At 56.5% G+C, this 18,682-nt stretch carries 17 protein-coding genes, 1 tRNA gene and 2 pseudogenes; 7 read left to right on the forward strand and 13 right to left on the reverse strand.

Going from position 1 to position 18,682, the window contains the following annotated elements; genetic code table 11:
• Positions 1–10: 10 nt before the first annotated feature.
• Complete coding sequence (locus OYW20_RS04745; protein WP_268799577.1) at positions 11–187, reverse strand: AbrB/MazE/SpoVT family DNA-binding domain-containing protein; 177 nt, start codon at positions 185–187, stop codon at positions 11–13.
• Positions 188–345: 158 nt separating this feature from the next.
• Here OYW20_RS04745 and fos point away from each other — a divergent pair, with 158 nt between their 5' ends.
• Both fos and OYW20_RS04755 read left to right on the forward strand, forming a co-directional pair.
• Positions 346–756, forward strand: coding sequence for a fosfomycin resistance glutathione transferase (fos, locus tag OYW20_RS04750; RefSeq protein ID WP_268799578.1), 411 nt, complete (start codon positions 346–348; stop codon positions 754–756).
• Positions 757–843: 87 nt separating this feature from the next.
• Positions 844–1,197: pseudogene (locus OYW20_RS04755) on the forward strand (transposase); the annotation flags it as partial.
• A gap of 58 nt (positions 1,198–1,255) precedes the next feature.
• Here OYW20_RS04755 and OYW20_RS04760 read toward each other — a convergent pair.
• Positions 1,256–2,095, reverse strand: a pseudogene (locus OYW20_RS04760) (EamA family transporter).
• A gap of 200 nt (positions 2,096–2,295) precedes the next feature.
• The gene (locus tag OYW20_RS04765; RefSeq protein ID WP_268801046.1) at positions 2,296–2,850 is read right to left on the reverse strand and encodes a HisS family protein; all 555 of its coding nucleotides are present in this window, start codon (positions 2,848–2,850) and stop codon (positions 2,296–2,298) included.
• 508 nt (positions 2,851–3,358) lie between these two features.
• Between OYW20_RS04765 and OYW20_RS04770 the strand changes: the two genes are divergently transcribed.
• Entirely contained in the window at positions 3,359–4,255 is an 897-nt protein-coding gene (locus tag OYW20_RS04770; RefSeq protein ID WP_268799579.1) for a serine hydrolase domain-containing protein, read from the forward strand.
• A 207-nt stretch (positions 4,256–4,462) separates the two neighbouring features.
• On the opposite strand, the gene OYW20_RS04775 is transcribed toward OYW20_RS04770, so the two are convergent.
• From OYW20_RS04775 to OYW20_RS04820, 10 genes are all read right to left on the reverse strand, one after another.
• Positions 4,463–5,461 (reverse strand): NAD(P)H-quinone oxidoreductase, encoded by a 999-nt coding sequence (locus OYW20_RS04775; RefSeq protein ID WP_268799580.1) that lies wholly within the window; start codon positions 5,459–5,461, stop codon positions 4,463–4,465.
• Between the two features lie 83 nt (positions 5,462–5,544).
• Positions 5,545–7,104, reverse strand: coding sequence for a sensor domain-containing diguanylate cyclase (locus tag OYW20_RS04780; protein WP_268799581.1), 1,560 nt, complete (start codon positions 7,102–7,104; stop codon positions 5,545–5,547).
• 437 nt (positions 7,105–7,541) lie between these two features.
• Complete coding sequence (gene ychF, locus OYW20_RS04785) at positions 7,542–8,642, reverse strand: redox-regulated ATPase YchF (RefSeq protein ID WP_268799582.1); 1,101 nt, start codon at positions 8,640–8,642, stop codon at positions 7,542–7,544.
• A 21-nt stretch (positions 8,643–8,663) separates the two neighbouring features.
• Positions 8,664–9,248 (reverse strand): aminoacyl-tRNA hydrolase, encoded by a 585-nt coding sequence (gene pth, locus OYW20_RS04790; protein WP_268799584.1) that lies wholly within the window; start codon positions 9,246–9,248, stop codon positions 8,664–8,666.
• Between the two features lie 167 nt (positions 9,249–9,415).
• A complete protein-coding gene (locus OYW20_RS04795; protein WP_268799585.1) occupies positions 9,416–10,024 on the reverse strand; it encodes a 50S ribosomal protein L25/general stress protein Ctc in 609 nt (202 codons plus the stop codon).
• Between the two features lie 138 nt (positions 10,025–10,162).
• On the reverse strand, positions 10,163–11,104 hold the full coding sequence (locus OYW20_RS04800; protein WP_268799586.1) for a ribose-phosphate pyrophosphokinase: 942 nt from the start codon (positions 11,102–11,104) through the stop codon (positions 10,163–10,165).
• A gap of 47 nt (positions 11,105–11,151) precedes the next feature.
• Positions 11,152–11,226 (reverse strand) — tRNA-Gln (locus OYW20_RS04805).
• A gap of 34 nt (positions 11,227–11,260) precedes the next feature.
• Positions 11,261–12,112 (reverse strand): 4-(cytidine 5'-diphospho)-2-C-methyl-D-erythritol kinase, encoded by an 852-nt coding sequence (ispE, locus tag OYW20_RS04810; protein ID WP_268799587.1) that lies wholly within the window; start codon positions 12,110–12,112, stop codon positions 11,261–11,263.
• 1 nt (position 12,113) lies between these two features.
• On the reverse strand, positions 12,114–12,731 hold the full coding sequence (lolB, locus tag OYW20_RS04815) for a lipoprotein insertase outer membrane protein LolB (RefSeq protein ID WP_268799588.1): 618 nt from the start codon (positions 12,729–12,731) through the stop codon (positions 12,114–12,116).
• Between the two features lie 4 nt (positions 12,732–12,735).
• Positions 12,736–14,460 (reverse strand): tetratricopeptide repeat protein, encoded by a 1,725-nt coding sequence (locus OYW20_RS04820; RefSeq protein WP_268799589.1) that lies wholly within the window; start codon positions 14,458–14,460, stop codon positions 12,736–12,738.
• Between the two features lie 273 nt (positions 14,461–14,733).
• Between OYW20_RS04820 and hemA the strand changes: the two genes are divergently transcribed.
• Genes hemA through OYW20_RS04840 form a run of 4 tightly spaced genes read left to right on the forward strand, consistent with a single transcriptional unit; the run spans position 14,734 to position 18,682 of the window.
• Complete coding sequence (hemA, locus tag OYW20_RS04825) at positions 14,734–16,011, forward strand: glutamyl-tRNA reductase (protein WP_268799590.1); 1,278 nt, start codon at positions 14,734–14,736, stop codon at positions 16,009–16,011.
• Positions 16,008–17,090 carry a peptide chain release factor 1 gene (prfA, locus tag OYW20_RS04830; protein ID WP_268799591.1) on the forward strand — a complete coding sequence of 361 codons (1,083 nt, stop codon included), beginning with the start codon at positions 16,008–16,010 and terminating at the stop codon, positions 17,088–17,090. The genes hemA and prfA overlap by 4 nt, the downstream gene beginning before the upstream one ends.
• On the forward strand, positions 17,091–17,924 hold the full coding sequence (gene prmC / locus OYW20_RS04835; protein ID WP_268799592.1) for a peptide chain release factor N(5)-glutamine methyltransferase: 834 nt from the start codon (positions 17,091–17,093) through the stop codon (positions 17,922–17,924). It begins immediately after the preceding gene.
• The gene (locus OYW20_RS04840) at positions 17,918–18,682 is read left to right on the forward strand and encodes a molybdopterin-synthase adenylyltransferase MoeB (RefSeq protein WP_268799594.1); all 765 of its coding nucleotides are present in this window, start codon (positions 17,918–17,920) and stop codon (positions 18,680–18,682) included. Before prmC ends, OYW20_RS04840 begins: the two co-directional genes overlap by 7 nt.

Genomic DNA, 18,682 nt, shown 5'->3' on the forward strand with positions numbered 1-18,682 from the left:
GAAACCAGCCTCATGACTTCGCATCAACTTCACGGATTGGCTTTAGGACCAGAGATCCATCGGCCAGCTCAATGCTCAACGAATCACTGAGACCTGTGTTCAGTGCTTTGAGGGCGTCCGGATGGAGATTGATGATGACGTTACCGCTGCCATCCCCTGGATCCTGGCAAACCACAGTTGTTTGCATTGCCTCACTCTTCGGACGCTCGCTCCATTCTCGGCCGAGGTGCTCAGACGATATCCTGCGCGCAGGATGTGCGACTGGCACCTAATGGCCGATTGTGTCGAAAAAGTCGACATTGTTATCCTCAAGCCTTCTCATGGACGTGTTATGGATGGCTGCTCATGCTGACTGGCTTGAATCACCTTACTTTGGCGACTGCTAATCTTCCTCGCAGTGTCGAATTTTATGTGGAATTACTCGGTTTTAGATTGGCTGCCCGCTGGGAAACGGGGGCCTATCTTACCGTTGGCGATCTCTGGCTCTGCTTGTCTCTCGACGAGAAACGCGTTTCGGAAAAACATCCGGATTACACGCACTATGCTTTTACAGTAGGGCAAAGCGAATTTGCAGGAATCACTGCTTCCTTGCGGTCACGGAATGTTTTCGAATGGAAAACCAATTCGAGCGAGGGTGACTCGTTTTATTTCTCAGACCCCGACAAACACCGACTAGAGTTGCATGTTGGCAGTCTGGCTTCGCGGCTTGATCAATGTCGGCGCCAGCCTTACGAAGGTATGGAGTTCTTTGACTGATTCTTTTTGACCGACCTATAGAATAAGTAGCTCTCCTGCTTGGCCTGAGGCGAAATCTGCTCATCGGCCAGCGGGAGAATACGCAGCATGATGGGACAGTTATCGAGTGGGCAGGAGCGGCTGTTTTACTACTTCAATCTTGAAGAGCACATCCCGACAAATCATCTGCTGCGCCGCATTGATCACTGTCTCGATCTGAGCGACCTGCGCCACTTCCTCGCCGATTTCTACAGCCCTAACGGGCGTCCGTCGATAGATCCTGAACTGATGATCCGCATGCTGATCGTGGGCTACTGCGCTGGCACCCGCTCTGAACGGCGGTTGTGCGAAGAGGCCCATTTGAACCTGGCGTATCGCTGGTTCTGCCGATTGAGCCTTGAAGATAAAGTCCCCAACCACTCAACCTTTTCGAAAAATCGACACGGCCGTTTTCGAGAGACCCAAAGCAGTCACCTGACCTTACAAGACTGTTCAAGCATCGTGCGCCATGCAATCAGCATTACGGCTGCACAGCCCGCGGGAAAATCGCATTCAGAATACGTTGCCCATACAACCCCACCCCCAGTCCCGACACGATGAGAGCGACCGCGACGATTTTGTTAAGTGATACGTCCTAATTGAAAATCATGGCTGAGCCGAACAATCCGAAAACGGGCACCAATAACGACAAGGGTGCGACTGTCGATACCGGGTACCTTTTCATTAGCGAGTTCCACACCCAGTAGCCGAACAAGGTGTTGGGGTATACCTGAAACAGGATCGACAGCACGGCGCTGTAGTCCAGCTGATTCCTGAATGTTTGGTACCCGGTTGAGCCGTTCAACGCAAAATCGAGCGTGAAAAGCGGGATGGGCGAGAACGCGCTGGACCATACCAGGAAGGCAAATACCTGGGTGGTCCTGGCTTGCTTGTTGATGACGTTGGCCGCACTCCAGGCCAACGCGCCCAGCAACACCAGCATCAACCCGATCGTTGTGACTGTCCCGTCGACAATGGAGATGATGCTGAACAACCCACACAAAGCGATGCCCATTCCGGCGATCTGATAGCGGGAAAGCGCTTCCTTGAATATCCAAGACCCCAGCAGGATGGTGAAAAACGCGCTGAACTGTAGCACCAGCGAGGCGATGCCCGGCGACAGACCGGACGCAATGCCCAGATTGACCACACCCCACAGTCCAATGCCGAAGACCAGCCCATAACCGACGATGTAGCGCCACTGCACATCAGGTTTGGGAATGAAGAAAATCGCGGGAAGGGCGCAGAGGGTGAAGCGAATACCCGCCAGAATGAAGGGATCGACCGTTGCGAGTCCCAGTTTGATGACCGAGAAATTCAAGCCCCATAACCGATCCTTTGCAGCCGGTCGTCAGGGGCTAAGATCGGCCAGAAGCAGCAGCTGGACAGCCCTTCTGTTAGTCGATAGCCTCGGCGTCCTTGAACCTTGGGGAGGCTTCATGTTTAGCCACACGGCACGATTTTAAAGGATGTGAACCATGATTCTATGTTTGGCGCCTCCTGGTGGAGGCGCCTTAAAGATCACAGACTCCGAGTCATCCCTGAGGCCAGCACCAACCGTTCAAGTCCGATGCCGAACCCAGCTCCTTCTCGATAGGCACCGCCGCCGACAACTTGTTGTTGTGCGCCCAATACGGGGCAACGGACCTCGAAGCCATTCCCCTCAAGGTGATAACTTAGTCCGCGCTTAACTGCGAGACTGAGTTCATATTCCAGTCCCAGCGAATCAAGAAAACCAGTGCAAATTGTTTGGCTACGCTCCAAAGCCTGTGCTGGTGTAGGACTAAGAATTTCGAGTCCCAGTTGAGTGAATTCGCGATAACGACCGGCTTGGGGTCGTTCATACCGGTAACATCGCGCTACATAGAAAAACATCGCTTCTTGTCGTGACCCGAGAAGCACATCGTTGCGCTCTTGAAAGAGCGCGGTTGCTTCTGGGATGAGGCAACAAGGACGTCCGGCCTTGTCATTAAAGGCCCACATTTGTCCGATAATTTCACTCCCGCCGGTTTTCTCAATAAAAGTGTCCTGGCCCCACAGCGCAGGAACTATGGTCTCTTCAGCCCCGGCATCGATGAAGGTAGCTCCGAAAACGACCTTCTATCTCACGCATCATTGCAGCTTCTGTCCCAGTCACTATTCGAGTTCCACGAAGCATAGTCATTTTCATAATCTCCAATTTACAGGCAATAAAAAAGCGCCATTGGCGCCTTGGTTTGGTTCACTGAGTGGTCAGAATCGATGTTTCGAACTCTGATCAATCGATGAGCGTACGCAACCGCGGCACCCTGAGCGAGGTCCGTGATGATGATGGCGATTGCTTGGAGTAAATTGAGTCATAGCGAATCCTTGCACAAAAACGGGAGCGCCTACAAGGTGCCGCATTTTTTGACAAGCCGGGACGCCTCCCACCGAAGCCGTTTTCAGACAGCCTTTGGCCGCTAGCTACGCATCATGGGACACGAATATCGGCCAATACAAGTCGTTCAGGACAGCACAAACAGCTGCCTTTTCACTCTGGTGAAGAAGAGTGAATGAGATATCTTGTGGGGCTGTCGATCCGCTCAACACTCCAGGGAAGCCAATGCTCAGTTCACTCGTATCGAATGGTCAGCCACAAACCCCTGACCGATTAGAGCGGGTGGCCCCTTGGTGGAGTTTCACGAAAACAGTCTTGGCTGCGACAGCCCTATCGTTGGTACGTGACGGGCTGATCAGATTGGACGACCCCGTTCTTGATCAGCCTTTCACGTTACGCCAGCTACTGCGGCATGAGGCAGGTCTGGCTGATTACGGCGAACTTGCGGAGTATCACGCCGCCGTCAGGAGCAGTGAGTCAGCCTGGTCGGCAAATGAAATGATGCAACGCCTTGACGGTGCTCGGCTTCGATACAGTCCCGGAACTGGTTGGCGTTACTCGAATGTGGGCTACTTGCTCATCGCCCGGCTAATTGAACGACTGACTGATCTGACGCTTGATGACGCGGTGATTCAACGGGCGCTTTCCCCTCTGGGCCTTTCGAACGTTCGCTTTGCTAAAACACGAGCAGACTTACAAACGACCCATCTTGGAAACACCTCCAATTACGACCCCGCCTGGGTTTATCACGGCCTGTTAATCGGCCCAATTTCGCAAGCAGCGCTATTTCTGGATCGACTCTTCTGCGAAGACCTGCTCTCCTCGGACTTGCTCGAAGAAATGCAGACCGCACGAATATTGGGCGGCCCGATTCCCGGACGCCCATGGGTCACGCCGGGCTATGGCCTTGGTGTGACGCATGGGTCGATTGATGGCGGTTATTCCCTATGCGGGCACACAGGCTGCGGGCCTGGCAGTGCCATTGCTGTCTACCGTATTTGCGATGGCGGCGCATCGGCTTGTTGCGCTGCTTTTGAGGCAGGCGCCAGTGAGGGTGCTGTTGAAGCCATCGTTGTTGGACAACTGATGCAAATTCTGCGGCAGGGGGCTGAAGGCTTCTAAGTCCTTTTGGCGTCGGCCTCATCATTCGCCGAATGAACGCTTCGGGTCGATAGAACCGTTCGCGGTTGGGCGCCTTTGGCCGACTGCAGCCTCTGGACTGCGGGCAATCCAATGGCGCCTCTCCACGTCACTGACGACCGCCAACATCGGCACACATCAAAATGACCCCTCATTCACACTCAACACCACCAACGGCAATCGCAACGCTCACACCACCTTCAGCACGATTTTCCCGATGTGCTCGCCTTCTTCCATCCGCTTGTGAGCGCTGGCGGCGTCGGCGAGGGGGAAAACTCGATCAATGATGGGCAGACACTGGCCTTTGCTCAGCAAAGGCCAGAGGTTGGATTTGACCGCCCGGGCGATCTCGGCTTTTTCCTCTGCGCTGCGCGAGCGCATCATCGAGCCCGTTACCACCGCCTGTTTCTCTATTAAGGCGGGCAGGTTGAAATCCTTGACGGAACTACCCCCGAGAAAGCCGATAATCACCAGGCGTCCGCGACGGGCGAGGGATGCCACGTTGTCGTCGAAATAGCTGGCGCCCATGATATCCAGGATCACGTCGACACCCTTGCCTTGGGTTTCCCGGGCAATGACTTCAGCAAATTTCGCGTCGTGGTAGTTGATTGCCTCGGCGCCCAACGCACGGATCTTCTCGCACTTTTGTTCACTGCCTGCCGTAGCAAAGGTCTTGATACCCAGCGCCTGACACAGCATCAACGCAGTGGTACCGATGCCGCTTGTGCCGCCGTGGATCAACACGGTTGCACCTTCCGCGGCTTGTCCCAGCTCGAAAAGATTGGCCCATACGGTGAAGAATGTTTCCGGGATGGCAGCCGCGTGGATCATGTCGACACCGTCAGGGATCGCAAGTGTCTGGGTGGCTGGCACAACACAGTACTCGGCATAACCACCGCCGTTGGTGAGCGCACAGACCTTATCGCCGACCTTGAACCCAGAGACCGATGCACCGATGCCCACCACTTCACCCGCCACTTCCAGCCCGGGCACAGGGCTCATCCCGGGCTTCATCGGGTATTTGCCGGTTCGTTGAATGACGTCCGGGCGATTGATCCCGGCTGCGTGAACCTTGATCAGCAGTTCATGCTCTCCTGGCTCGGGCACAGTTGCCTGTGCCATCTGCAACACGTCCGGGCCTCCCGGTTGGGTAATTTCGATATAGTTCATGCGGCTGGGCACGTTCATGTTTACGCCTCATTGAATAAGTCAGTTAAACGTCTGACCTCGATTCGTCGCAGGCATTCAGCGAACGTATTCAACCCATGGATTCACCGCCGTTCATCACCGCTGACCGCCAACCCATTCTTGCCCTCCTGCTTGACGTCATACATCGCATCATCTGCAGCTTTGAGCAGGGTGTCCAGATCCTGACCATGGGCAGGGCAGAGCGAGACACCGATACTGCACGACAGTGAGAGCAGGCCTACCGAGGTCGAGATCGGTTGTTGCACGGCTTCCAGTACATTGTTCGCTCTGAGATTGGCCGTACTTGAGTCGGCGATGTCTGCAACCAACACCACGAACTCATCCCCTCCATAGCGGGCCACGGTATCGCTGTTGCGCATTGCCTTAACCATACGAGCCGCAACCGCATGAAGCACTTGATCGCCGACAACATGGCCATGTTGGTCGTTGATTTTTTTGAAGTGATCCAGATCAATCACGAATACAGCGAATGGCGTTTCATGTGTTTTCAACCTGTCGAGGGCTTGTTCGAATCGATCCGCGAGCAGGTAGCGATTGGGGAGCCGTGTCAGCACATCGTGAGACGCGAGGAAGGCTGCACGTGCGTGTTCGATTTCAGCCGACTCTATGGCTGCGAAATGTCGTACCAGCGCCACAGGCACTGTTATCAGACCGATCAGAAGACCTGCAAGGATGGACAGGTTCCCCATGGACAGCACATCCGAGAACCGCAACTGACGTTCATAGTGCATTTTCATGGGCTGAGACAGGCTATCGATTTCGACCTCTCTGGTCAGCTTCGGCATGATCAACCGGTCTAACCAACCCGCCGGTTGCGATTGGACAGAGACAACAGGACTGAGCGATTCAGTTGTTGTTTTGAGCGCGGCGTAAATGCTCAGCAACGGGTCACCACTGCCGTGCTCTATTGCACTGAGCAACGCATCTGTTTTGACAAGCAGCAATGCGACCATCGTGCTGCCGAAAAAATTGGGAAGTGAACCGTGGACTTTTTCGTCTGATCGGGAGACCCACTGCAAGACGATGTACGCGTTACCCCCCTCGTACATTGAAAAAACAGGTGACGCGACTGCGTTAGGGCTTGCATGGCTTTTGGCCAATGCATCGGACAGGTAAGGTACTGTCTCCAGCCTTACCCCATAAATAGCGCTGGCCTGGGGGAGCATCGGATACATGAACAGTATTGGCCAAGTCTCAGTGACTATCGCTGGACTCGACGAAAGTTGCGGAGCGACCCCGGGAAAGGATTTCAACTCAAAATCTGCGTGCCAGGTGCGCCGAAGCAAAGCCTCGAATCGACGCTCTTCAGCGGCGGGAACGGCCCTGGCCACCTCCATCATATAAATATGGGGATACCCACGCAGCGCCACTTCAGCGTAACGGGCCGCGGCTTCGGTATCGCCCTGGTCAACGGCCTGGAGAAACGCGGCAAACCCTGCAATCACCGCCTCGTTGGTGTCCAGTTGATTGCGAACGGCCGCCGTGACGTTTCGTACGTTTTCGGAAAAACGTCCTTCCAGGCCGCGAAACTCCGAGTGAAACAATGAATACGCAGACAACACGATCAAGCCGAGCGCGAGCGCCATAAAACCGGCCAATGTTCGACGCTTCTTTGCGAGCATTACTGTACTGCTCCAAGAGCAAGGCTCATGAAAAAACGAACGGCAAACGGGTAACAAACAGTGCAGCAGTTACCGTAATCATTTCATCGTTCCTTGATTAAAAATCGCAAGAAGCATAAGCCGATCTGCTACTCCCATGCCATTACTGCGCACCGCTCATAGGGGGGAGGGTAGTCGTCGGCTCCAATCATGCTGGAGTTGCCATTCAGTGGCTATCGGTTAGTGGTGCCGGTTCTCCGCGTGTAGATACCTCGCTGCAATCATCACCTTAGTGCTTGGCAAATTCGTGTACTCACGAGTCTGCTCACTTTTTGGGTGGGGGAATAGAAACGAAATGCGACATTCCGAAACAAAAAAACCGCGCACATGCGCGGTTTTTCTTGGGCTGGATCAGTTTCTCAGTGTTTCAAAAAACACCCTAAAACTTAATACGTCGATCAGACGTTGAAACGGAAGTGCAGTACGTCGCCGTCCTTGACGATGTAGTCCTTGCCTTCCAGGCGCCACTTACCTGCTTCCTTCGTACCAGCTTCGCCTTTGTACTGGATGAAGTCGTTGTAGGCGATACATTCGGCGCGGATGAAGCCTTTTTCGAAGTCGGTGTGGATAACGCCCGCAGCTTGTGGGGCGGTGGCGCCGACTTTAACGGTCCAGGCGCGGACTTCTTCGACGCCAGCGGTGAAATACGTCTGCAGGTGCAGCATTTCATAGCCTGCGCGGATGACGCGGTTCAAGCCTGGCTCTTCCAGCCCCAGCGCTTCAAGGAACATGTCCTTCTCTTCGCCGTCATCAAGCTCAGCGATTTCCGCTTCGATCTTGTTGCAGACCGGAACCAGCATGGCGCCTTCTTCTTCGGCAATCGCGCGGACCACGTCCAGCAGCGGATTGTTTTCAAAGCCGTCTTCAGCGACGTTGGCGATGTACATGACCGGTTTGGTGGTCAGCAGATGGAAGCCGCGGATAACCGCCTTCTCATCAGCGTTCATGGTCTTCATCAGGCTACGTGCAGGCTTGCCGAGAGTGAAGTGAGCGATGAGTTGCTCAAGCAGGCCTTTTTGAACCACAGCATCCTTGTCGCCGCCCTTGGCGTTGCGAGTGACTTTCTGCAGTTGCTTTTCGCAGCTGTCGAGGTCGGCAAAGATCAGTTCGAGGTCGATGATCTCGATGTCGCGCTTGGGGTCGACGCTGTTGGAAACGTGAATCACGTTCTCGTCTTCGAAGCAGCGAACCACGTGGGCAATGGCGTCGGTCTCGCGGATGTTGGCGAGAAACTTGTTGCCCAGGCCTTCGCCTTTGGACGCGCCTGCAACCAGGCCTGCGATGTCCACGAATTCCATGGTTGTCGGCAGGATACGCTTTGGATTGACGATGGCTGCCAACGCGGCGAGGCGTGGGTCAGGCATCGGCACAATGCCGGTGTTCGGTTCGATGGTGCAGAAGGGAAAGTTCTCTGCCGCAATACCGGATTTGGTCAGGGCGTTGAACAGGGTGGACTTGCCGACGTTTGGCAGGCCGACGATGCCGCAGTTGAATCCCATGGTGTTTTCCCTCGAGTGATGTCAGGCCTTCTGGCTGTGCAGGTTTTTCATCGCACGGTTCCATTCACCGGCGAAGATGTCCGGCAGCACGCCGAGGGCAAAGTCGATACTGGCGTCCAGTTTTTCCTGTTCGGCGCGCGGCGCTCGACCCAGAACAAAACCGGAGACCTTGCTGGCATCGCCTGGGTGGCCAATGCCAAGCCGCAGACGGTGAAATGTATTCTGATTACCCAGCTGCGCAATGATGTCGCGCAGCCCATTGTGTCCCCCATGACCGCCGCCAACTTTCAGCTTGGCAACGCCGGGCGGTATGTCGAGTTCATCGTGAGCCACCAGAATTGCTTCAGCCGGTATGCGATAAAAGCCGGCGAGCGCCGCCACGGCCTGGCCGCTACGGTTCATGTACGTGGTGGGGATCAACAGACGAACATCCTGACCCTGATGCATGAAGCGACCGGTCAGGCCAAAAAATTTGCGCTCGGGCACGAGATTCACTCGATGCGCCGCAGCGATACGCTCAACAAAAAAAGCCCCCGCGTTATGCCGGGTCTGTTCGTATTCAGCGCCTGGATTTCCCAGGCCAACGATCAGTTGTATGGCAGTCACGACAGGGGCTCTTCCTTGGAGTTGTGGATAACGCCGATGATGGCGGCGGCGAAAGTGGGCGAAAACTGCTCATTTACCATGATGTAAACTCCGCGATCTCGCCCGCTTTGCCTGACACTATCGCTCTCGGTGTTTCCTGAGCAACTCCGACGTTACCGGGTAATGAATTACTCGGCTGCGCCTTCGGCTTCTTCATCTTCAGTTGGAACTACGCGTGGTGCGTGAACGTTGGCAACAGCCAGGTCGTTACCGTGCGCCAGCGCGACGAACTCAACGCCTTTAGGCGCTTTGAGGTCGGACAGGTGAATGATCGAACCGATTTCCAGTGCCGACACATCAACTTCGATGAACTCAGGCAGGTCTTTCGGCAGGCAAGTAACTTCCAGCTCAGAAGTAACGTGCGAAACTTCGCCGCCTTTCTTGATTGGAGTATCTTCGCCAACGAAGTGGACCGGTACGATTGCAGTCAGCTTCTGACCTGCGATCACGCGTACGAAGTCAGCGTGCATCACGTGCCCTTTGGCCGGGTGACGCTGCAGCGCTTTGATGATGACGTTTTGCTTTTTGCCGCCAATGTTCAGCGCGATGATGTGGCTGTAAGCCGCTTCGTTTTCGAGCAGTTTGGCAACTTCTTTGGCCAGCATGCTGATGGACTCAGGGGCTTTTTCGCCACCGTAGACTACAGCTGGAACCAGGGCGGCGAGACGACGCAGGCGGCGGCTCGCACCTTTCCCCAGGTCGGAACGCACTTCGGCATTAAGGGTGAAATCGTTCATGTTGTTTCTCCAAAATAACCACACTCGCCTCTGCGTTTGCGACCGACGCTCGGGTGATATGGGCAAAAAAGCCCCGCCCTGGCGAATTGTCAGGGCGGGGCGCTTTTCGTCAACGATATGTCTGAAAAGGGATAACCCTTAACGGAACATCGCGCTGATCGATTCTTCGTTGCTGATGCGACGCATCGCCTCGGCAACAACCGGCGCGATATCCAGTTGACGGATACGGCTACAGGCCTGTGCTGCAGCGGACAACGGGATAGTGTTTGTCACCACCAGCTCGTCCAGCACGGAATTTTCGATATTCTCGATGGCGCGGCCAGAGAGGACAGGGTGTGTGCAATAGGCGAAAACCTTTGCAGCGCCGTGTTCTTTCAGGGCTTTCGCCGCATGGCAGAGCGTGCCAGCGGTGTCGACCATATCGTCAACGAGAATACAGGTACGTCCTTCGACGTCGCCGATGATATGCATCACTTCGGAGTGATTGGCTTTCTCGCGGCGCTTGTCGATGATCCCGAGATCGACACCCAGAGATTTGGCAACAGCACGTGCACGCACGACGCCGCCAATATCAGGGGAAACAATCATCAGGTTTTCGAATCGTTGATCCTCGATGTCATCCACCAGGACCGGGGAGCCGTAGATGTTATCTACCGGTATATCGAAGAAACCCTGTATTTGGTCTGCGTGCAAATCGACGGTGAGTACACGGTCGATACCAACGACGGTGAGCATGTCAGCGACAACTTTTGCGCTGATTGCCACACGTGCTGAGCGCGGACGGCGATCCTGACGGGCGTAACCAAAGTAAGGGATAACAGCGGTAATACGAGTTGCTGAGGAGCGGCGGAAGGCATCGGCCATCACAACCAGTTCCATCAGGTTATCGTTGGTCGGAGCACACGTAGGCTGAATGATGAACACGTCTTTACCGCGGACGTTTTCATTAATCTCAGCGGTGATCTCGCCGTCGGAGAACTTACCAACAGAAATGTCACCGAGTGGGATATGCAGCTGACGTACGACACGCCGAGCCAGATCGGGGTTAGCGTTCCCCGTAAAGACCATCATCTTGGACACGCGCAGTACCTGCCGGCTGAGGGTATACCTGGATGAGTATAGGAAAATGGCAGGGGCGGCTGGATTCGAACCAACGCATGGCAGGATCAAAACCTGCTGCCTTACCGCTTGGCGACGCCCCTGTAGCGATGTTGCCGAGTGCCCAGCACTCGTTTCTTAGAACAAACTTTGTAACTTTCGGTGCAACATCGAGATGTTACTTCCTTTCGCTACAAACCCTGTAAGGGTCTCTGTAAGAAGGGCCGAGACTCTATCAGCTTCAGCTTTGTTTGGGAAGGCCCCAAACACACAACTTCCAGTTCCGGTTAATTTCGCTTCGGTGAATTTACCTAGCAAATTCAAAGCGTTACGAACTTCTGGGTAACGCCTCTCTACAACCGGTTGGCAGTCATTACGACTGTTTCCCTCGAGAACGGGGCGCACTTTAATGGGAGGAGTGTCACGTGTCAACAGGGGATCTGAAAAAATTTCTGCTGTACTTACAGATACTTGCGGCACAAGCACCAGATACCAAGGTTCTTCGGGGTTTTCCGGGGTCAGGATTTCGCCCACACCTTCGGCAAATGCGGACCGCCCACGCACGAAAACCGGGACGTCCGCGCCTAAAGTAAGCCCCAGAGCGGCGAGTCTGTCCTCGCTCCAGGCCAGTTTCCAAAGATGGTTCAGGCCCAGCAGCGTCGTTGCGGCATCGGAGCTTCCGCCGCCAATTCCGCCGCCCATGGGTAGCACTTTTTTCAGCCAGATATCGACACCCAGCGAACTGCCCGATTGTTCTTGCAGCCATCGAGCGGCTCGAACAATCAGGTTGCTGTCGTGAGGGACATCAGGAATTTCTGTGTGCAGACAAATCTTGCCGTCTTCCCGGACGGAGAAACTCAGTTCGTCGCCGTAGTCGAGAAACTGAAACAGCGTCTGCAATTCGTGATAGCCGTCAGCTCGACGACCGAGAATATGCAGCATCAGATTGAGTTTTGCCGGTGCGGGCAGCGTCAGGATCGGCTGGGGCATGTTATTGCCCCAGCTTGCGCGGTTGCCAGTCCTTGATGACCAGCGTGACGTCGAGATCTTTTCCGTGCAGCTTCAGCCGCTCAGGGAGCCAGAAGCCGTTCTGCTCAGTGTAGCTGAGGTATTCGATCTGCCAGTCATCCTGTTCCAGGCTGGCCAGCCGGCTGTTGCCATCGAGCGTCAACTTGCTTTTGCTGTCAGGTGCGGGCAATCCGCGAACCCACCACACCAGATGCGACACGGGCAGTTTCCAGCCCATTTGATCCTGCAGCAGGGTTTCCGGATCCGGTGCCTCATAGCGGCCCTGGTTGGCGACCTCCAGCGACACTGCACCAGGGCGCCCGGTCAGGCGTGCAGCACCGCGGCCGAGCGGACCGGACAGGCGGATGTCGTAATAGTCCTGACGTTGCAGCCAGAACAGCGTCCCGCTGCCGGAGTCCTTGGGTGCCCGGATGCCTACCTTGCCGTTGATCTGCCAGCCATCAAGGGTGCTCAATTGCTGTTTGTGTGCCTGCCATTGTTTGGCGTCGCCCTGGCCTTGTAGGGCTTCGTGGGAACCAATGCCGGCACAGCCAGCGAGCAGGGCGATGAGGCCGAATACGATTACGTGGCGCAATAACATAAATTCAAAGGGTCTCGGATCCGGTCAGGCGCTTGAGGGTGCTGCGCAGGACTGGACTGTCAGGTTGTTGTTCAAGGGCTTTGCCCCAGATTTTACGCGCTTCGCGCTGTTCGCCTTTCGCCCAGAGGACTTCGCCCAGGTGGGCGGCAACTTCATGATCGGGGAAGCGCTCAAGCGCCTGGCGCAGCAGGCGTTCTGCTTCATCCAGATTGCCCAGGCGATAATTCACCCACCCAAGGCTGTCGAGAACGGCAGGATCATCAGGGTTCAAGACGTGCGCCCGTTCGATCAACTCCTTGGCCTCCGCGTACCGCGTGGTGCGGTCCGAAAGGGTGTAGCCCAGAGCGTTCAAGGCCATCGCGTTATCGGGTTCTCGCTTGAGGATGCTGCGCAGGTCTTTTTCCATTTGCGACAGATCATTGCGCTTCTCAGCCAGCATCGAGCGTGTGTAGAGCAGATTGAGGTCGTCCGGGTATTGCTTTAGCGCCTGATTCAATACCTGCCAGCCGCGATCGGACTGGTTATTGTTGGTCAGGGTTTCAGCCTCGACCAGGTACAGCTGAATCGCGTAGTCAGGCTGGTCAGTACGCGCCTGTGCCAGACGTTTCGAAGCCTCGGCGGTGTTGCCATTGCTCATCAAAATATCGGCCTGGCGCAATTGCGCAGGCAGGTAATCGCTGCCCGGGCCGACTTGAGCGTATTCGGTCAGCGCGGTTTGCGGGTCATCACGCTCTTCGTAGATTCGCCCGAGATTGACGTGCGCAGAGTCCGCATGGCTGCCGCGCGCGACCAGGTCTTCCAGATAACCCTGAGCTTCGTCCCAGGCCTTGGCTTCCAGGCACACCAGCGCCAGCGAATACCGGAGGTCATCGTCATCCGGGTATTGCTGCACCAGGCTGGAGAACTGCACCTTGGCGTCGGTCATGCGGTTTTGTTCGACCAGCGTGCGTGCGTAGGTCAGGCGCAGGCGCTTGTCGTCCGGATATTTCTTGATGCTTTTTTCCAGCAGCGGCAGCGCTTCCTTGCCACGATTCATGCTTTGCAGCAGGCGTGCATGGAGCAGGATTGGCGCGACTTCACCCTCGCTGGGCGGGTTGTCCTCGAGGAGTTTCAGTGCTCCGTTACCGTCACCTTCCTGTTGCAGCAGCAAGGCTTTGCCGAAGATCAGCTGACCGTTTTTCGGGTATTTCGCCAGCAGGCGATCAAAGCTGGTCAACAGCCCTTTACGGGTGTTGGAGTCGGTCTCGGCAGCGGAAAGCGCCAGGAAGTCAAAATGGGTATCGCCCTGGCCTTGCAGGACTTTTTCCATGTAACGCATCGAGTCGTCATAGCGCCCGGACCGTGCCAACTGGATGGCCGCTGCGCGCTGAGCTTCAAGGTTGGTGGGGTCGTTTTTGGCCCAGATCAGCGATGTGTCCAGAGCGGCCTGATCGGCGCCCAGGTACTCGGCGATTCTGAAAGCGCGCTCTGAAATCCCCGGATCCTGAGTGTTGATCGCCTGGGTAACATAGTTGTCCAGCGCAATGTCAAAGCGATTGCGCTGGCCGGCGAGCTCGGCGGTCAAGAGGCTGACCACTGTTTCCTGAGTGAACGAGCCATAGACCTGAGGCTTTGCCTCGGGCTCGGGGGGCGCCTCTTTCACCGCAGGTGTCTGCGGTGAAACCGTGGCCTTGTTTTGGCAGCCACTCAGAGCGATTAGTGCGAGAAACAGTGCGGAGGATTTATTCATATAGAAGAGAGGGCGACTTACCTGCGGTTTGAAAGCATCATGACACAAGGCCGGGAGCAAACCCACAGCCTACGCGAAAAGTAAGAACCCACCTTTCGGGCCTGTGCTTAAAGTGTCTTTGGTTGGACAATTTGTCGCAGTCAGGCCGCTCCTGATGCGGATATCTATAGGGACAATAGCCTGCGCCGGTCGTTCTGAATGTATTGCGGTGGTTGTCCTCACTCTATTGAAGTAGGACAATTGCCGGCTTCTCGTCACCATCAGCGACATTGAATGGCCTTTCTTGCTCTGGGTATCAATCACAAGACTGCTTCAGTCGATGTCCGCGAGCGCGTGGCATTTACCCCTGAGCAACTGGTTGACGCCCTGCAGCAGCTTTGCCGCCTGACTCAAAGCCGCGAAGCTGCAATCCTGTCGACCTGCAATCGCAGCGAGCTCTATATAGAGCAGGATCACATTACCGCTGAAGTTATCTTGCGCTGGCTCGCCGATTACCATCACCTGAACGTCGACGAACTGCGTGCCAGTGCTTATGTGCACGAAGAAGACGCTGCCGTTCGCCACATGATGCGTGTCGCCTCCGGGCTCGATTCCCTGGTGCTGGGCGAGCCGCAGATTCTGGGTCAGATGAAGTCCGCGTACGCCGTGGCGCGTGAGGCGGGGACCATCGGACCGTTGCTCGGTCGACTGTTCCAGGCAACCTTCAGCGCCGCCAAACAGGTGCGGACCGATACGGCCATCGGTGAAAACCCGGTGTCCGTGGCTTTTGCAGCGGTCAGTCTGGCGAAACAGATATTCAGTGACCTTCAGCGCAGTCAGGCGCTGTTGATCGGGGCGGGCGAGACCATCACGCTGGTCGCCCGGCACCTGCATGATCTTGGCGTTAAGCGTATCGTCGTCGCCAACCGTACGCTTGAGCGCGCCAGCATCCTGGCTGAACAGTTCGGCGCCCACGCGGTGTTGCTCGCGGACATTCCAGCCGAGCTGGTCAACAGCGATATCGTCATCAGTTCCACCGCCAGCCAGCTACCGATCCTGGGCAAGGGCGCGGTGGAAAGCGCGCTGAAGCTGCGTAAGCACAAACCGATTTTCATGGTCGACATCGCGGTCCCGAGGGATATCGAGCCTGAAGTCGGCGAGCTCGATGACGTCTACCTTTATACCGTCGATGACCTGCATGAAGTTGTTGCCGAAAACCTCAAGAGCCGCCAGGGTGCCGCGCAGGCTGCCGAAGCGCTGGTCACAATCGGTGTCGACGACTTTATGTCGCGGTTGCGAGAACTGGCAGCGGTCGACGTGCTCAAGGCGTATCGTCAGCAGTCCGAAAGGCTGCGTGACGAAGAGCTGTCAAAGGCGCAACGGCTGCTGGCGAACGGTGCCAGCGCTGAGGATGTGCTGGCGGCACTGGCCCGCAACCTGACCAACAAATTGATGCATGCGCCTAGCGTGCAACTGAAAAAGCTATCTGCCGAAGGCCGCGTCGATGCGCTGGCCATGGCTCAGGAACTCTTTGCCCTCACCGAGGGCTCCACGGATAAACCCCCGCAATGAAAGCTTCACTGCTCAATAAGCTGGACATCCTCAGTGACCGTTTCGAGGAATTGACCGCACTGCTTGGCGATGCCGAAGTCATTTCCGATCAGACCCGCTTTCGCGGCTATTCCCGTGAATACGCCGAAGCCGAGCCTGTGATCGCAGCGTACAAACAGCTGCTCAAAGTGCAGGCCGATCTTGACGGCGCTCAGGCGCTGCTCAAGGACAGCGACCCCGACATGCGCGAAATGGCGGTCGAAGAAGTGCGCGAAGCCAAGGAACAATTGGTGGTGCTGGAAAGCAATCTGCAGAAGATGCTGCTGCCCAAGGATCCCAACGACGGTCGCAACGTGTTTCTGGAAATTCGTGCCGGCACCGGTGGCGATGAAGCGGCCATCTTTTCGGGCGATCTTTTCCGCATGTATTCGCGGTACGCCGAACGCCGTGGATGGCGGGTCGAGATCCTGTCCGAGAACGTTGGCGAGCACGGCGGCTTCAAAGAAGTCATCGCCCGTGTCGAAGGCGATCACGTCTATGGCAAATTGAAGTTCGAGTCCGGCGCGCACCGTGTTCAGCGCGTCCCGGAAACCGAATCCCAAGGCCGCATTCACACCTCGGCCTGCACCGTGGCAGTATTGCCGGAGCCTGATGAACACCAGGTTATCGAGATCAACGCGTCCGATCTGCGTGTCGACACGTACAAGTCATCAGGCGCAGGCGGTCAGCACGTCAACAAGACGGATTCAGCGGTGCGGATCACGCACCTGCCTTCCGGTATTGTGGTCGAGTGTCAGGAAGAGCGTTCGCAGCACAAGAATCGCGCGCGTGCCATGTCCTGGTTGTCAGCCAAGCTCAATGACCAACAAACCAGCGCGGCGGCCAATGCCATCGCCAGTGAGCGCAAGTTGCTGGTGGGGTCGGGCGATCGCTCCGAACGCATTCGCACGTACAATTTTCCACAGGGGCGAGTGACGGATCATCGCGTGAATTTGACGCTATATTCGCTGGATGAAGTTTTGGCCGGCGGAGTCGATGCAGTGATAGAGCCGTTACTTGCCGAGTATCAGGCAGATCAACTTGCGGCACTGGGTGAGTAAATGACCATTATCGCCAGCTTGTTAAGAAGCTCTGAGCTACCGGACTCGCCGACGGCGCGTCTGGATGTCGAACTGCTGTTGGCTGCCGCGCTGGGCAAGCCGCGCAGTTTCCTGCACACCTGGCCTGAGCGCATTGTCAGCAGCGAGGCTGCGCACACGTTCGAAGGTTTCCTGAAGCGGCGTCGCACCGGTGAGCCCGTGGCCTACATCCTGGGGTTGCAAGGTTTCTGGAACATCGATCTCGAAGTCGCTACGCACACGCTGATCCCGCGGCCGGAAACCGAAATGCTGGTAGAGACAGCACTGGAATTGCTTCCGGGTGCCATTCCTCATCGTTTGCTCGATCTGGGCACGGGCACCGGGGCAATTGCTTTGTCGCTGGCCAAGGACCGTCCGCAGTGGACCATTACCGCCGTTGATCGCGTGGACGAGGCCGTTGAGCTTGCCGAGCGCAATCGCCAACGGCTCAACCTCGACAACGCTGCGGTCATGAAAAGTCATTGGTTCAGCTCGCTCACGCGTCAGCGCTTCGACCTCATCATCAGCAACCCGCCTTATATCGCTTCCGGTGATCCGCATTTGGCCGAAGGCGATGTGCGTTTTGAGCCAAGCAGTGCACTGGTCGCCGGTGTCGACGGCATGGACGACTTGCGGGTGATCGCGTCTGAGGCGCCTGCGCACCTGGAGCCGGGCGGCTGGTTATTGCTCGAACACGGTTACGACCAGGGCGCCGCGGTGCGTGACCTGCTCAACGGCAACGGCTTTGAGCAGATACAGACCCGTCGTGATCTCGGCGATAACGAACGCATCACCTTCGGGCGCGTGCCGTGCTGACCGACCAGGAGCTGTTGCGCTATAGCCGACAGATCCTTCTGCAGCACGTGGACATCGAGGGTCAGTTGCGCCTCAAACAAAGCCGCGCCCTGATCGTCGGCCTTGGCGGGCTGGGTTCGCCGGTCGCGCTATATCTTGGCGCAGCAGGCGTGGGTGAGTTGCACCTGGCGGATTTCGATACCGTGGATCTGACCAACCTGCAACGTCAGATCATCCATGACACCCCTGGCGTCGGGCAAAGCAAAGTCGATTCGGCTATCGAGCGCCTGACCGCGATCAATCCTGATGTGAAACTGCTAGCTCACCGCACCGCGCTGGACGTCGATTCCCTTGCGGCTGCCGTCGAGGCAGTGGACGTGGTGCTGGATTGCTCCGATAACTTCTCGACCCGTGAAGCGGTCAATGCCGCGTGTGTGGCTGCCGGTAAACCGCTGGTTAGCGGCGCAGCGATTCGTCTGGATGGTCAGTTGTCCGTGTTTGATCCGCGTCAGCCGCATAGCCCCTGTTATCACTGTCTGTACGGCCACGGCAGCGAGTCCGAACTCACCTGCAGCGAAGCTGGCGTGATTGGCCCGCTGGTGGGCGTGGTCGGCAGTTTGCAAGCGCTCGAAGCACTGAAATTGCTGGCGGGTTTCGGCGAGCCGCTGGTAGGGCGCTTGCTGTTGATCGATGCCCTGACAACGCGCTTTCGTGAACTCAGGGTCAAGCGTGATCCGGCGTGCAGCGTTTGCAGCGCCCTGCATGCTCAGCGCGGCTAA

Source organism: Pseudomonas sp. BSw22131 (assembly GCF_026810445.1).
Lineage (GTDB): Bacteria > Pseudomonadota > Gammaproteobacteria > Pseudomonadales > Pseudomonadaceae > Aquipseudomonas > Aquipseudomonas huanghezhanensis.